The organism is Paenibacillus sp. p3-SID867, from assembly GCF_025142895.1.
GTDB lineage: Bacteria > Bacillota > Bacilli > Paenibacillales > Paenibacillaceae > Paenibacillus_AQ.
Genome location: NZ_JAMBDM010000004.1, coordinates 290,341 through 304,182, shown reverse-complemented (window position 1 = coordinate 304,182; position 13,842 = coordinate 290,341). Strand labels below are relative to the sequence as shown.

Here is a 13,842-nt window from a genome sequence, read left to right as displayed (position 1 = left end):
AACTATACGCTCAATATAATCAATAAATCATAGAATCGGTGATATAACAATGATAACAGAACTTAATAAATCAGAGTTTTATAAGATAAGACACATTACGGATAAGTGTAAGAATATCGAGGTTAGGGCTGTGGTTAGCGGGAATAACCCGGGCGGGGTCTATGTAGATCATCCAACAGAACCCACAGCAGCATTAATTTGGATTGAAGGACAAAAGGGTTTTCAGATTGTTGGAGATGCTCAGAGTACAACATTTATAACAGAACTAGCAGAATACATGAGAAATCATATAGAACCTAAACTTCAGGAGCAAGATATAAATTGGGTCGAGATTGGTCTGGATCCTGATCCTTGGGATAAAACGATACAAAACATTTTTCAGGAGCGCCGCATTTCGAGTGATACTCAACATGTGTTCACATTAAGAGGGAAGCCACAACACATTGAATTTCAAGATAGCGTTGTAAATATTCAACCGATAAATCGTGAGGTATTGAAGTCAAAACGATTGGAAAACCATTCGTTTTTAGAAAAGAAGATATTACGATTTTGGGATTCTATAGACTCTTTCTTAGAGCAAGGATTCGGATACTTTGTTGAGGATAATCACAACGTGGTGAGTTTATGTTTTTCAGCATTTGTTGTAGATAAAACGCATGCAATTGATATCGAAACGCTTGAAGAGCATAAAAGAAGAAATTATGGCGCTGCAGTAGCTCAGGCATTTGTACAGGAATGTCTTCAAAAAGGAATTCGTCCATACTGGGACTGTACTCCGGAGAATACAGGGTCTATTCGACTTGCAGAGAAAGTAGGAATGACCCCTGATTTTGACTACCAAATATCATGGTATGGTTTACCCTAGGGGCACTGGTATAAGGTCCAGTAGATGAGGGAGACGAAATATTCTAAATCGAAATGAAGGAGCCATTGAATGAAGCTCATTTCTCAAACCTCAATCAATAATGGTGTAAGCATTCACTACCTTGATTCTCATCCTGATTCAGACTTTTCGTTAACTCCACTTCTGATATGTCCTGGTCTCTCCGAAACAGCAGAGGAGTATCAAGATTTACTTGAATACCTAATACCCAGAAGATGTATTGTATTATCTTTTCGAGGGAGAGGACAAAGTGACACCCCGCCGACTGGTTATGATTTGAAAGACCATGTTGTAGATATCGAATCTGTAGTGATAAGCACCGGGATAAACCATTTTCACTTATACGCCTTCTCAAGAGGTGTGTCTTACGCTTTGGAATATACCAGATTACATCCTGAACAGATTGGCAAATTGATGATCTTGGACTATCCGTCTGAGCACAAAGCGATGCCCGTGGATTGGCCTAAAGATTATATTGAAAATTATTTAATACCCTTCAATCGTTTGTCTCATATCCGCCCGGAAGCGGTTAGGGGAATTCAACGTGAATCGGTACAAAGGTCCATAAAGTTTAGTTCAGAAAAGCCCGTACTTGTTATGAGAGGGTTATTGGAAGGCTCTTTGATATCTAGTGAGGAATTGGAAGAATATAAAGAACAATTTACTAATCTGCATATAGCTGAATTAAAGAACAGCGGACATGACTTTCGAAGCACAGAAAAATCAAAGCTATATGAAATCATAAAAGAATTTGCAGAATAATCGGGGGAAGAACTCCCTTATATTCACACTCATCGCTGTCATTAGGCTGCTCGGTCTATCGGAGACGTTTCGAAGGATCTGGTCAGCTGGATACTTCGAACACTGCGTCACGGCCAGTTTCGTATTTAAAGTAATATAGAGGAAGTGATTGGTTTGGATTACCAGGCACCTAAACAATGTATTTCGGTTTCAGCTTTAGTGACTAATGATTGTGGTGAGGTATTGTTGCTTAGAACACATTGGCGTTCAGATACATGGGAAATGCCAGGTGGAAATGTTGAATTAGGGGAACCTCTTGATAAAGCGATTTGCAGAGAGTTTCTTGAGGAGACGGGTATCGTTATTAAGCCAATTGGTATAACCGGTGTTTATATGAATACAACAAAACAAGTTTTGTCTATATGTTTTAGAGCTCAATACATAAGTGGAGAAATTAAAATACAAGAAGACGAGATACTCGAAGCTAGATACATAAAAATTGATCATTCTAATATCAAGGAATACATAACGAGACCGCAGCAAAGATCTAGATTATTAGATGCGATGAATGCAGCATGTTTTGTGCCTTTTGAAGCTTGGGAAGCAAACCCTAATTATATGTTGTTACATAGGTTGGAAGGAAACATGAACAATGATTATTAACGGATCCCTCAAAGTATGCAGTAGAACCATTGAGGGAGGGTGAATACTGAGTACCACGAAAACGCTACTAAAAGAGTTAAAACCAAAGGAGACAACTACATGGATGATCAATGGCGAATAGTTGAGTATGATCCAAAGTGGCGAAACTTGTTCTTGGAGGTAGGAGGGAACATACGAGAAGCTTTAGGGGATTTAGCAGATCGAATTGACCATGTTGGATCTACATCCATTGTTGGACTTGATGCCAAACCAATTATAGATATTCAAATCTCAGTAAGTAATTTTGAAGATGTGAACCAATATAAGAACAAATTAGAATCTTTAGAATTTGTATTTCGCAAAGAAAATCCTGATAAGACTAAAAGGTATTTTCGTGAAATTCAGGGACATCGGAGAACACATATTCATGTAAGACAAACGGGGAGTTACTCAGAACAATTGACATTATTATTTAGAGATTATTTGAGAGAACATAAAGAGGATTGCTTAAGATATTCGGCAGAGAAGCACCGGTTAATGGGATTGTACCATCATGAAAGACATAAATATGTTGAAGGCAAAGGCCCGATTGTATGGGAGTTAATACAAAAGGCACATGTTTGGTCACAAGAAATAGGTTGGAAACCAGATAAACCGGATCTGTAGGCGAATCAATGAAACTTCAAAAAGGAGTAGGGTGATACAAAAGGAGACGTTATGGAAATCGAACTTATTCCTGTTTCAGTTCAAGAGAAAGAAACATTATCGAACATGTATCAATTTTATCATTATGATTTTAGTCAATACACTAATCAGAACTTAAATGATGATGGAAGATACGGGGTGAACATTGATTTCTATTGGGAAGGTGACCCTAGATGGAACCCGTATTTCATAGTATCGTCAGGAGCATTTCTAGGGTTCTTGGTTGTGCTGTTTGAGAATCTAGACACAGATCCAGACCCAACGCATGTAATTTATGATTTTATGATTTTGGAAAAATATAGAAGAAACGGGATCGGTCGCACCGCAGCTAAACAGGCATTTGGGTTATTCAATGCAAATTGGAAAGTAGCTCAAATGGAGAGTAATACAACTGCCATATCTTTTTGGAGAAACGTAATCAGTGAATATTCCAAGAATAATTACACAGAGAGATACAGGGAAGATTCAAAGAAGTACATACAAGAGTTCAGTACAAAGTAGTAACCCCAGCGGGTGGAGGTATGATGCAGGATCGCATTAAATGGAGGATTTTTATTGAAAAAGTTACGCCTGCGTCATCTTGTAATCCTAATATCAATCATCTTGAGATGTGTAGTTGTTTATTTCTCAAGCCCGATCAGATTTCAGCAAATCATTAGCTCTACGGATCATGTTAAAAAAATATATTTTACTTATCATGTTTGAAAGATGAAGTGATGTTAATGAATTCGGAGGTGATTCCATGATCATTAGAATTGCGACAAAAGAAGATATAGATCAACTTATTCGGATGAGATGGGATTTTACGCTGGAAGACGATCTAGATGGAACATTAAAAAACGAAGCTTATATTGACTTCTACGAGGAGTGTTATGATTTTTTGTGGAAGGCTATTCAAAGTGATATTTGGAGTATTTGGGTTGCTGAAGAAAACTGCATGATCGTGTCCAACATATACATAGAACTTATTCACAAGGTACCGAGACCAGGGAGAATCACACATCCATTTGCATATATGACGAATGTATATACAAAACCTGATTATCGAGGTAAAGGGATAGGAAGTAAATTAATATCAAAGATCAACGAATGGGCAAAAGAAAATAAATATGAATTTATTATCGTATGGCCTAGTGATGAAGGGGTTGATTTTTACAAGAAAAATGGATATCAGCACTGCAAAGAGCCAATGGAAAATATGTTATGTGAGTAAAGCAGTTAATACGGAGGGAATTTATATATAAAGGAGAAGTAAGATGAATCTACCTAAACATATTGTCTCTGCTGCTGCAGTTGTACTGAATGATAATAATGAAATATTACTTATCCGGGGGCCGCAAAGGGGCTGGGAAATGCCGGGCGGAGTCGTTGAAATTGGAGAGTCTTTGGCACAAGCAGCAATCAGGGAAACCAAAGAAGAGGCTGGAGTGGATATTGAGATTATAAGGTTTTGCGGGATTTTCCAAAATGTGAAGGCGAGTATTTGTAATACATTATTTCTTGCTAAATACATTGGGGGCACACCCGTAGCTACAACAGAAAGCCTTGAATCAGGATTCTTCCCATTGGATGAAGCATTGAATATGGTGACCTATATGAATTTTAGGGAGAGAATCGAAGTTTGCTTAAGACCAGCTGATGAGCCGGTATACATTGAGTTCTAGTATTCAACGAAAGAGAGTGAGCTCTGTGAAGGTAGTCGAACTTCATGAAATGAAATTAGTCGGAATAAGAGTAGTATGTCCCGGTGACCAGTATGTCAAAGAGATCCCCAAGGCTTCGGTTGAACTTAAAAAAAGATTGCAAGAGATTCGTGACGTTGTAAAACCGGTTAGACTTGTTGGTGCATTCATCGCTGAGGATGTATCGGGAGAGGAAGATGGTTATTGGGTTTGTGTTGAGGTACATGACATGAAACAAGTTCCTGAAGGGATGGTCTCTTTAGTCATTCCACAACAAAAATACGCAGTCCAACGACATCAGGGGCCAAATGATGAAATTAGAAATACATATGAAAAGCTCCATCGCTGGATACTAGAAAATAACCATGAACGATCGCCGAGATCCTGGCATCTGGAGATTTCGGATGTATGGGGACATGGGGAAGTAAATCATATTGAAGCAGACTTGTATGACACCATTCAATAGATTTTAAGTTTGATATAGACGGTGTTCTGTTCCAACGGAATAAATTGCGCCAACTGGCACTTGCTGTTATAATTTTGCGTATGAAATGTGATTGGGGGTTATACCGATGGCAATGCTGAATTGCTCATTAGCTAGGAAGTCCTCATGCAAAGCCTGATCTGGGGCGATACTTTGCGTGGGGTGCGATAGATGAATTCGATCGCCCAACCTTAACTTTATCGTTTCTAATAACAGGCTTTGCACCTTCATTTTTAATAAAAATAAGGGGCTGAAAGCTATGAGTACACCATTTATTAGAAACCACCAGTTTAACGTGATTAAAAAACAATCGGATTTCCTTCTGAAAACATTGCGAACGATCGCGGATAGAAAAGTCCTGGAAACGGTCAGGTATCGTGCCGTAACGAGCACTTTGGAAGCATTTCCGTCTCTAACAGAGGATCAGAAGCGGATGCTTGAAGAAATGTCGACCATCGAGAAGGCCGAGGATTTCCAGAGATATCTTATCGCGTTAGAACCCTATCTGGAGCCTTATCCGACGATTACGCTGAAACAGATTCAGAAGCTATTTCCTAAAAATAAGAAACTGAAAGTTCCGGATCTGCAATCGATCGACTTTCGATATGTAACGTATTTGGGCTGGGTGGATATTGCCACAAACAAGTTATATATCGTATATCCGTTCGAAGGAAGATTCATCGGGATCGAGGGAAGAATTACGCCGACCAACAAGAAAGGGTACTGTCTGTTCTGCAACCGGCATCAAGAGCTTGCCTTGTTCTCGGTCAAGACCAAGCCGGCGGTTGCTTCACCGGATAATCTTTCGTTCATTGGCCAATACGTATGTTTGGATAGCCAAGCATGTAATCACAGCCTTACCGATACAGGGGCACTTGAGAAGTTCATTCTCTCCGCCAGCAAGTAAACACAGGAACTAGAAATAGGCTGCCTTTAAGGGCAGCCTATTTTTACTATGTTTCCGTTTGAAAGACATAAAGGTCATGAAAGGACGTTGAAACCTATGAACGATGTAAGATTAGTTAAGCCTCAGCTAGAGCTTGAAGAAGAATATCTATCATTTTATCAAGAATGGATAGAATCGGGTGAGAATATGGTTCCTTGGGTTATCAGTAAGGATCCAAGTGATTTTCAGGGAATGTTGAAGGAACTCTCTAATCAAGAAAAGGGCATTGGTATAAAGGAAGGCTGGGTCTCAGATTCAACCTTTTGGTTGGTCGATAAACAACATAGGGTATTAGGTGCAGCTAATATTAGACATCAATTAACCGAATATTTATATAATGCTGGCGGACATATTGGCTATGGCATCCGCCCGTTAGAAAGATGGAAAGGCTATGCGACTAAACTATTGGAATTGTCCTTGATTGAGGCCAAGAAACTCGGGATAAACGATGTATTAGTTGTATGTGATGCCGGTAACTTGGGATCGGAAAGAACCATTATTAAGAACGGCGGGAGGCCGGATACAGACTACATAGAGGAAGATGGGAACGTAATTAAAAGATATTGGATTAAGAATAATTGACGCAGCTATCCGTCTATAAGCAAACAGGATAAACATCGGGGCTCAGTTTTTTCATTGGATGAAGGCCGAACCCCGCATAGACCTGCTATTAGGCCGTTAGTTCATGAGGATGCAAAAGCTTGATTGGTCAGTGAATAAACACAAAGTAACACGCAGATATGCGTTTAGTAGGGAGTAGATGGTGATTATTATTTTTATTTTAAATCTAATCATAGTCATAATTATAGCCATTCTAATGTCATATTATTTCACCATTCCTAGAAAAGATGTGATCGACACAAGCGTGCTTCCAGAATCCTATTTGATTAGAACTTCAAATCGGATGGATATCCAGCCTCATTATGAATGTGCAGCTTATTCAAGCGCATATGTTCTGAGACATTTAGGAATCGAGGAGACCGGTAACGAGCTTTATAAACAATATCCCAGAAAGCTAGCCGATGGAACGGTCACTCCTAAGGGTATTCTTATATTTTTTAAAAGGCGTGGTTACGATGCGTCTTTTTACCGCGGTAATCTGCAAACGTTAAAGAAGCAAGTAAGCCAAGGGGTCCCGGTCATTGCGTTTATAAGGGTTTTTCCTAAACAGAGGTATTTACACTTTGTACCCGTGATTGGATTTGACCAAGAATACTTGTACGTAGCAGATTCTTTGGAACACACCATAAACTGCGAGGATTCTAGCTATAATCGAAAAATACGAAAGCGTGACTTTGAGGCACTATGGAATACATGGGCCCCTTTTTGTAAAAAAAGTTATATTGTTATACGCAAAAGTGTTTAGAATCTGATGTCAATTTGTACAGAAGCGAGGGTTGGCGAATTGCACATCAAGAAGTCGCAGACATCCTATAACAAGGTATCTACGCTGCGGGATGCGCCCTTAGGTTGCCTATCAAATTCGATGTGATGAAGGCGAGGCAGATAACACATGGGCCAGCCTAAAGTAGTAGTTAAACAGGATTTGAAAGCCAATGGTAGGAGATAATCCTATTTCCGCAAAAAAATGAATGAAGAAAGGAGCCTGACCAATTGCTAGAACCCTCAAGAAAGGCGGTTTTCATTGACAGAGACGGAACGCTTGGAGGAACCGATCGGGTTGTTTTGCCCGGTGATTTTGAGCTTTTTCCACAAGTGGAGAAATCGATTGATTCACTCAGAGCTGCAGGCATGCTGATTTGTTCATTTACGAATCAACCTGGAATAACTCGGGGCGAAGCAACAAAGGACGAATTCGAATCGGAATTATTAGGCTTTGGTTTTGACAAAATCTATCTTTGTGCTCATGAGCATGGAGCGGGTTGTCCATGTAGAAAGCCGTCCCCTGGAATGCTGTTGAAAGCCGCGGAAGAAAATAATCTGGATTTAAGGAAGTGCTTTGTCGTAGGAGATAGATGGACGGATATGCTTGCTGCCAAAGAAGCCGGTTGCAAGAGTGTGTTAGTGAAAACGGGAGCCGGCGCCAAGGAACTCGAAAAATTCAATAACAACGAGTACTTCGGCAAATGGAAAGAAGCGTATCCCGATTTTATCGCGACAGACTTTAATGAAGCCGTGACATGGATCTTAGGGGGCGGCTAGAAAAGGATGGTTCCATGGATTTGAGTCAAAGAAAACAGTGGAATGAAAATCACAAAAAGCTAACCCAGATCATTCTGGATCCGGCTAAGCATCAGAGTGCAGTTGAGTTATTCTTGCAGCAGCATCGCTTGTTACATTCATCAAGAATGAGCCATTCCCCCATTGCGACCCTTGAGGATGAATTAGTTAAAGATCTGCAAGAGGAAACATTCCGTCAATATCCAGTTACGGCTCCTGATACAAAGAATTCGATAATATGGCATATGTGGCATATGACGCGTATTGAAGACATGACGATGAGCGTACTCGTAAATAACGATGTCCAAGTATTGCATTCAGGCCAGTGGAACAAGAAATTTCACATTGATGATGTTCATTCCGGAAATGAAATGACGGAAGCAGAAATCGCTAATTTGAGTGCGACTCTTGATGTTGATTCATTATTAGCTTATCGGATTGAAGTTGGGCGGAACACTCGTGAAGTCATATCCCGTTTATTGCCAGGCGACTTTAAGCAAAAAGTTGAAACGGCAAGAATCCAACAACTTAAAGTGCAGCATGCGGTTAAGGAAGAAGCATCGTGGTTGCTTGAATACTGGGGAAACAAAACGATTGCGGGATTAGTGCTCATGCCGGCGACAAGGCATATTTTTCTGCACTTGAATAAATCGATACGACTGAAACAAAAGATTCAAAAGTCCAAATAGTGAGGCTAAGATGCTATTTATTTTTACAAGAGAGGTTGTGCTGGGATGTTTTACGATTTGCAGGGCGAAGAGAATATGTCAACGATCGTGGGAATGTTATATGGCGCTGTCAAAGAGAACAGCCAAAGGCTAAAATCCATATCAGAGGGCATGTCTCAAGAGGAGATAGACTACAAAGGCCCTGGTAACAAATTCAATAGTGCCGCACAATTAATAAAACATATCATGTACGTCGACCTGAACTGGGTTTATAGGATTAAAGGGGAGGCGCTTCCCCAGTCATTAACAGACGAATACGGCCCGATGATCGATGAACATAACAGGCTGCCGATGGTTACAGGGATGGCTCTGGATACGCTTATATCTAAATATGAAGTCGTATTAACTATGTTGAAAGAAACATGCACGCAATTAACGGATGCTGATCTGGATAACATTGTCACATTTGGTCACGAAAATGAAAAGCAAGCCACCATACGCTGGGGATTATGGCATATGGCCGACCATAACCGTTATCACCAAGCCCATATTAATCAACTTAGAAAGTGGTACGCTGAGCAAAGGAGAGACATGGATCATGAATAAAAGAATACGATCATCCTCGTATTTTCCTTGAGTTTGCTATCGCTGCTTATTTCGTTAAAGTTATTTTGGAATATGGGTATTTTTGTGGATGAATACGGCTTGAGCCCAGACATTGTGAATGGCGGAGACTTCTGGCTTTGGATGAATTGGTTAAGATTAGGGTTACTGTTCTTCGTATGCGTTATATCTGGCGTTAGCATCTTAAAAAGCTTTGATGAATAAACCTGGTTTACGAATTGAATTAACAAAGGCGGCGCCCTATGCGGAGGACACGTGTAATGAAGAAATTGCACTTGTTAATAGTTATTATTGTTGTTTTAATTGTTTTAGGACTAATTTGGTATTATGCTAACCCGCTAAAGATTCGAGATGTTATGAGACATACAAACCAGATTGAAAAGATGGATTTTTTAATTGCTTCATACGGTACATTTAATCATTATTCAATTCAATTTGATGAGAAAACCAATTCTAGTGAGTTGATTGACATACTAGATGCTGAATCGTATAGCCGAGAATTTAAAAGTTATAAAGGAAGCTCCGATAGAGTGATTATGATGATTATCTTTTATCGGGATAGGGATGGGACTGTAGATAACTACTCGTTTGATATCACGGAGTCAGGAATCATTATTTGTAATAATAAACAATATCAGATAAAGGGGGATACAGAGGAGATTTTTGACAATCTTTATGAATGGATCAAAAATAAAGGGAGATACATCCCAAGTTAGTTATTATCACTTCCGCTTCTTCGGAGTAATAAAGTTCTTAGTTAAAAGCCAAGAAATGGAGAATATCCTGACAAGGTCTCAAGGCAAATATAACCCTATCACCGTAATCAAGTAGGCTACCCTCTAGGGCAGCCTATTTATATTCCGTACGCCTTACTCCCTCACATACTCCACCGAGTATATATGCGTCTTCGTTAAATCAATGACCTCTTTAATAAAATCCTCTTGGGATTCCCTGAAATCGTTTCGGATCCAGTTTAGAATCAGTCCGTGGAAGCCGTAGGCCGTGTACCTTTTAAAGTAATCCATGTTAACCGGAGTATGGTTAATCGTTTCGAATATAAATCGTTCCTTGTAGATTTTTACGATCGTTTGTGGGAATTCCGTGTGCAGTCCCGGCAAGGTATCCTCGTATTTAATCAACTCAAAAAAATCACGATGCTCATAAATGTAGGCAACGATATTGAAGGAGGGTGCACTGAGGTTTGCCGTGTATACTTTGTGCCCCGGGATGTAAGGCTTGCCCACCGATTCTTCTAGGCCACGTAGCATGGAAGCCAGCAAATCCTCGGCTAACTCGATTTTATCCTGGTAATGGACATAAAAGGTGCTGCGATTATAAGAAGCCTTATCCACGATGTCTTTCACCGTCACGGCATAATATCCCTTCTCTTTTACAAGTTGAATAAAGGCTGATTTCAGATGTTCTTTCGTACGATTTCTTCGCGCCGATGTCACGATTTGTTCATGATTCACGAAAAGAGCGCCCCCCAAAAAGACAGTTTTGTTCTAAGTGTTGACTAGATCGACACTTCATAACAGGTTAATGATTGTGAAATGTGAACAGAATAGTACAATTGAATTGTAGCAAAAATAGTACTAAATTTAATATCTTAAATTAGTTCTAATTAACATAGTACTATTTTAATCCATTATACGAGGGTATCCAAGATGGGAAAATTACAAAACAAAGTGGCTGTAATTACCGGTGGTGCATCCGGCATCGGTGCGGCAACAGCACGCCTCTTCATTGAAGAGGGAGCTAAGGTGGTGCTTGTTGATTTAAATGAGGAAAAAGGAAAGGCGTTTGAGGCCGAACTGAAAGCGAATCATCACGAGGCGCTGTTCGTCAAAGCGAATATAACAAGTGAGGAAGAAGTAGCGGGCATCTTCAAACAAGCGATTGACGCCTTCGGTAAAGTCGATGTTGTATTTAACAACGCAGGTATCGGGCGCGTTCATTCTTCGCATGATCTAGAGTACTCCGAGTGGCGCAACACCGTAAACGTGGACTTGGACGGCGTATTCCTGGTGGCACGCGAAGCTATCCGTGAAATGTTAAAAGCTGGCGGAGGCACGATCGTCAATACCGCATCCATGTACGGCTGGGTCGGCTCGCCTGGTTCCGCAGCCTATAATGCAGCTAAAGGCGGGGTCATTAACTTGACGCGTTCCCTGGCACTGGAGTATGCCGAGCACAATATCCGGATCAACGCACTATGCCCGGGCTTTATCGACACGCCGATCATTCCGGAGGAGAGCAAGCAAGCGTTGGCAGCGGCCACTCCGATGAAGCGTCTGGGACAAGCTGAAGAAATGGCAAAGGCTGTTCTGTTTATGGCTTCGGACGACTCTTCGTTTATGACGGGGAATACCTTGACGGTTGACGGTGGATATACAGCCCAATAATGGGTGAGCTTAGACGTAGAGAGAATCATGACATCTTACTAGGAGGTATACACCATGAGCAAATTTGATGGAAAAGTGATTGTGATTACTGGCGCAGCAGGCGGGATCGGAACGGCAGCCGCGAGAAAGCTGGCGGAACAGGGTGCCAATCTTGCCCTGGTCGATTTGAATCTGGAAGCCGTTAAAAAAGTAATCTCCGATTTGGGTCTGGACGATTCCAGAGCGATTGCGCTGCAGGCCAATGTCGCCAAAGAAGAGGAAGTCAAAGCGTATGTGGATGCAACGGTCGAGAAGTTCGGTAAAATCGACGGTTTTTTCAATAATGCGGGGATCGAAGGAATCACGGCCAATGTAGAGGATTATCCGACCGAAACCTTTGAAATGGTCTTCAATGTCAACGTGAAGGGTGCCTTCCTTGGATTGAAATACGTTGTTCCGGTGATGAAAAGCCAAGGGTATGGCAGCATCGTGAATACCTCTTCCGGTGCAGGTCTCATCGGTTCGCCCGGATTCGTTGGGTACAATAGCTCCAAGCATGCCGTGATCGGCATGACGAAGGTGGTAGCATTGGAAGCTGCTCCGTTCGGCGTCAGAGTGAATGCCGTAGCACCTGGGGTGATCAATACCCGCATGATGCGCCAAATTGAGAAAAATACCATTCCTGAGGATGCAGAAGGTGCAAGAAAAGCATTCGGCGCTGCCGTTCCGCTGGGAAGATACGGGGAAGCGGAAGAGGTAGCCAATGTAGCCGTTTTCCTGCTGTCCGACGATGCCTCTTATGTAACGCAATCCATATATACCGTGGATGGCGGTCAAATCAACCAGTAAGGTTATGAAAAGATTTCTTTTCAGGTTCTTAGTCCGGTGTTATACAAGATGAGAACAAATGTTCTAGAAAATGATTGACATATAAAAAGATTGAATTTATACTATTATCAAATCGGAAGAAGTGCGGGAGAAGCACCTCGCAGGACAGGCTCTAAGGCCTTTCTTGTGGGGTGCTTTTTGCATTCTTTGAGGATAATTTGGATAAGGGAGATGATTGTATTGCTGAAACAAAGAAGAACGAAACGGCATATAAATGCTTTAGCCGTTCTAGTCATTTGTTTCCTGCTTGTGGCTAGTCCAGCATACGCAGAGGCTTCAAATACGGAATGGGATGCTGCGTTAACTAGTATCGATCAATTGCATGACAGCCTTACCTCACTGGAGTTGGCCAATAAACAGGATAAGCAGTCAATACAGGCGCTGCGCAAGCAAAACAATGAGAAGCTTAAGGAAATTAATGCGAAAATAAAGCTTATTGATAAGGTAAAACTCGATAAGTTAAAGGCAGAAGCAGACCAGTCTCAGAATAAATATGCTCCCTTGCTTGCGGAATATACGGATCTCGGCAAGAAATTGACAGAGGCGAGGAAGCGAAAAGATCGAAAATCTGTTCTTCTGTATGATCTTAAGCGAAATCGCATAAAGGGTGCTGCGAATGTGGCGCGACAGGAGATCAAATTGAAAAAGGATGTTTTTACCGCTGCGAAGAAGCAGGCTGCCGCAAAAGCTAAAATCGTTAAAGATGCGTTATTACCGGTGCAAACATTAAAAAAACAAATCTCAGCCGAGAACAAAAAAATAACGGATTTCAATAAAAATATTAATGAAGTAAATAATCGTTATAAAGCAGCTGTCAAGCAGGGAGACGCTGTGGACGCTGCAGCATATCTGAAACGGATCGTTGATAGCACGAACCAAATTCATGCTTTACAGGTGAAAACATTGGAATGGGAGAGGAATATTCGTAGTCTACTTCAAGCTGCAGAGAACAAGCTACCCAGTCAATGACATGCCATTTAGTATTGTTATTGGTGCTAAGGCCATCCTAATCCA

Annotated in this window: 19 protein-coding genes; 18 read left to right on the top strand and 1 reads right to left on the bottom strand. The window is 41.0% G+C overall.

From position 1 onward, the window contains the following. Window positions 1–49 precede the first annotated feature (49 nt). From M4D81_RS10515 to M4D81_RS10445, 15 genes are all read left to right on the top strand, one after another. A complete protein-coding gene (locus M4D81_RS10515; RefSeq protein ID WP_260066123.1) occupies window positions 50–865 on the top strand; it encodes a GNAT family N-acetyltransferase in 816 nt (271 codons plus the stop codon). Window positions 866–934: 69 nt separating this feature from the next. Continuing rightward, the gene (locus M4D81_RS10510; RefSeq protein WP_260066121.1) at window positions 935–1,645 is read left to right on the top strand and encodes an alpha/beta fold hydrolase; all 711 of its coding nucleotides are present in this window, start codon (window positions 935–937) and stop codon (window positions 1,643–1,645) included. A 153-nt stretch (window positions 1,646–1,798) separates the two neighbouring features. Continuing rightward, window positions 1,799–2,287 carry an NUDIX hydrolase gene (locus M4D81_RS10505; RefSeq protein ID WP_260066120.1) on the top strand — a complete coding sequence of 163 codons (489 nt, stop codon included), beginning with the start codon at window positions 1,799–1,801 and terminating at the stop codon, window positions 2,285–2,287. A gap of 99 nt (window positions 2,288–2,386) precedes the next feature. Next, window positions 2,387–2,932, top strand: coding sequence for a GrpB family protein (locus tag M4D81_RS10500; RefSeq protein WP_260066118.1), 546 nt, complete (start codon window positions 2,387–2,389; stop codon window positions 2,930–2,932). A gap of 51 nt (window positions 2,933–2,983) precedes the next feature. Continuing rightward, the gene (locus tag M4D81_RS10495; protein ID WP_260066117.1) at window positions 2,984–3,472 is read left to right on the top strand and encodes a GNAT family N-acetyltransferase; all 489 of its coding nucleotides are present in this window, start codon (window positions 2,984–2,986) and stop codon (window positions 3,470–3,472) included. Between the two features lie 241 nt (window positions 3,473–3,713). Continuing rightward, window positions 3,714–4,184: a GNAT family N-acetyltransferase gene (locus M4D81_RS10490; protein WP_260066116.1), complete on the top strand. Its 471-nt coding sequence runs from the start codon at window positions 3,714–3,716 to the stop codon at window positions 4,182–4,184. Between the two features lie 43 nt (window positions 4,185–4,227). Continuing rightward, on the top strand, window positions 4,228–4,635 hold the full coding sequence (locus M4D81_RS10485) for an NUDIX hydrolase (protein WP_071221868.1): 408 nt from the start codon (window positions 4,228–4,230) through the stop codon (window positions 4,633–4,635). A 25-nt stretch (window positions 4,636–4,660) separates the two neighbouring features. Beyond that, window positions 4,661–5,119 (top strand): GyrI-like domain-containing protein, encoded by a 459-nt coding sequence (locus M4D81_RS10480; RefSeq protein WP_071221867.1) that lies wholly within the window; start codon window positions 4,661–4,663, stop codon window positions 5,117–5,119. A 277-nt stretch (window positions 5,120–5,396) separates the two neighbouring features. Beyond that, the gene (locus M4D81_RS10475; RefSeq protein WP_260066113.1) at window positions 5,397–6,044 is read left to right on the top strand and encodes a FusB/FusC family EF-G-binding protein; all 648 of its coding nucleotides are present in this window, start codon (window positions 5,397–5,399) and stop codon (window positions 6,042–6,044) included. A gap of 96 nt (window positions 6,045–6,140) precedes the next feature. Further along, window positions 6,141–6,665 (top strand): GNAT family N-acetyltransferase, encoded by a 525-nt coding sequence (locus M4D81_RS10470; protein ID WP_071221865.1) that lies wholly within the window; start codon window positions 6,141–6,143, stop codon window positions 6,663–6,665. A gap of 178 nt (window positions 6,666–6,843) precedes the next feature. Continuing rightward, window positions 6,844–7,449 (top strand): C39 family peptidase, encoded by a 606-nt coding sequence (locus tag M4D81_RS10465; protein WP_311200640.1) that lies wholly within the window; start codon window positions 6,844–6,846, stop codon window positions 7,447–7,449. Between the two features lie 248 nt (window positions 7,450–7,697). Next, entirely contained in the window at window positions 7,698–8,246 is a 549-nt protein-coding gene (locus M4D81_RS10460) for an HAD-IIIA family hydrolase (RefSeq protein ID WP_260066110.1), read from the top strand. 14 nt (window positions 8,247–8,260) lie between these two features. Next, on the top strand, window positions 8,261–8,953 hold the full coding sequence (locus M4D81_RS10455; RefSeq protein ID WP_260066108.1) for a DinB family protein: 693 nt from the start codon (window positions 8,261–8,263) through the stop codon (window positions 8,951–8,953). Window positions 8,954–8,998: 45 nt separating this feature from the next. After that, window positions 8,999–9,538, top strand: coding sequence for a DinB family protein (locus M4D81_RS10450; RefSeq protein ID WP_260066106.1), 540 nt, complete (start codon window positions 8,999–9,001; stop codon window positions 9,536–9,538). Between the two features lie 278 nt (window positions 9,539–9,816). Continuing rightward, complete coding sequence (locus M4D81_RS10445; RefSeq protein WP_260066104.1) at window positions 9,817–10,272, top strand: hypothetical protein; 456 nt, start codon at window positions 9,817–9,819, stop codon at window positions 10,270–10,272. Window positions 10,273–10,425: 153 nt separating this feature from the next. Here M4D81_RS10445 and M4D81_RS10440 read toward each other — a convergent pair whose 3' ends face one another. Beyond that, on the bottom strand, window positions 10,426–11,028 hold the full coding sequence (locus M4D81_RS10440; protein ID WP_260066102.1) for a TetR/AcrR family transcriptional regulator: 603 nt from the start codon (window positions 11,026–11,028) through the stop codon (window positions 10,426–10,428). 195 nt (window positions 11,029–11,223) lie between these two features. On the opposite strand from M4D81_RS10440, the gene M4D81_RS10435 reads away from it, so the two are divergent. From M4D81_RS10435 to M4D81_RS10425, 3 genes are all read left to right on the top strand, one after another. Further along, window positions 11,224–11,961 carry an SDR family NAD(P)-dependent oxidoreductase gene (locus M4D81_RS10435; RefSeq protein ID WP_260066101.1) on the top strand — a complete coding sequence of 246 codons (738 nt, stop codon included), beginning with the start codon at window positions 11,224–11,226 and terminating at the stop codon, window positions 11,959–11,961. A gap of 54 nt (window positions 11,962–12,015) precedes the next feature. Continuing rightward, entirely contained in the window at window positions 12,016–12,789 is a 774-nt protein-coding gene (locus M4D81_RS10430) for an SDR family NAD(P)-dependent oxidoreductase (protein ID WP_260066100.1), read from the top strand. A gap of 219 nt (window positions 12,790–13,008) precedes the next feature. Further along, window positions 13,009–13,797 carry a hypothetical protein gene (locus tag M4D81_RS10425; protein ID WP_260066098.1) on the top strand — a complete coding sequence of 263 codons (789 nt, stop codon included), beginning with the start codon at window positions 13,009–13,011 and terminating at the stop codon, window positions 13,795–13,797. The last annotated feature ends 45 nt before the right edge of the window (window positions 13,798–13,842 follow it).

What these genes read in the sequence shown, in the direction of transcription:
- M4D81_RS10495 (WP_260066117.1), top strand. Translation starts at nt 2,984, where the DNA reads ATGGAAATCGAACTTATTCCTGTTTCAGTTCAAGAGAAAGAAACATTA.
- M4D81_RS10515 (WP_260066123.1), top strand. Translation starts at nt 50, where the DNA reads ATGATAACAGAACTTAATAAATCAGAGTTTTATAAGATAAGACACATT.
- M4D81_RS10465 (WP_311200640.1), top strand. Translation starts at nt 6,844, where the DNA reads ATGGTGATTATTATTTTTATTTTAAATCTAATCATAGTCATAATTATA.
- M4D81_RS10470 (WP_071221865.1), top strand. Translation starts at nt 6,141, where the DNA reads ATGAACGATGTAAGATTAGTTAAGCCTCAGCTAGAGCTTGAAGAAGAA.
- M4D81_RS10450 (WP_260066106.1), top strand. Translation starts at nt 8,999, where the DNA reads ATGTTTTACGATTTGCAGGGCGAAGAGAATATGTCAACGATCGTGGGA.
- M4D81_RS10490 (WP_260066116.1), top strand. Translation starts at nt 3,714, where the DNA reads ATGATCATTAGAATTGCGACAAAAGAAGATATAGATCAACTTATTCGG.
- M4D81_RS10500 (WP_260066118.1), top strand. Translation starts at nt 2,387, where the DNA reads ATGGATGATCAATGGCGAATAGTTGAGTATGATCCAAAGTGGCGAAAC.
- M4D81_RS10430 (WP_260066100.1), top strand. Translation starts at nt 12,016, where the DNA reads ATGAGCAAATTTGATGGAAAAGTGATTGTGATTACTGGCGCAGCAGGC.
- M4D81_RS10485 (WP_071221868.1), top strand. Translation starts at nt 4,228, where the DNA reads ATGAATCTACCTAAACATATTGTCTCTGCTGCTGCAGTTGTACTGAAT.
- M4D81_RS10445 (WP_260066104.1), top strand. Translation starts at nt 9,817, where the DNA reads ATGAAGAAATTGCACTTGTTAATAGTTATTATTGTTGTTTTAATTGTT.
- M4D81_RS10475 (WP_260066113.1), top strand. Translation starts at nt 5,397, where the DNA reads ATGAGTACACCATTTATTAGAAACCACCAGTTTAACGTGATTAAAAAA.
- M4D81_RS10510 (WP_260066121.1), top strand. Translation starts at nt 935, where the DNA reads ATGAAGCTCATTTCTCAAACCTCAATCAATAATGGTGTAAGCATTCAC.
- M4D81_RS10435 (WP_260066101.1), top strand. Translation starts at nt 11,224, where the DNA reads ATGGGAAAATTACAAAACAAAGTGGCTGTAATTACCGGTGGTGCATCC.
- M4D81_RS10455 (WP_260066108.1), top strand. Translation starts at nt 8,261, where the DNA reads ATGGATTTGAGTCAAAGAAAACAGTGGAATGAAAATCACAAAAAGCTA.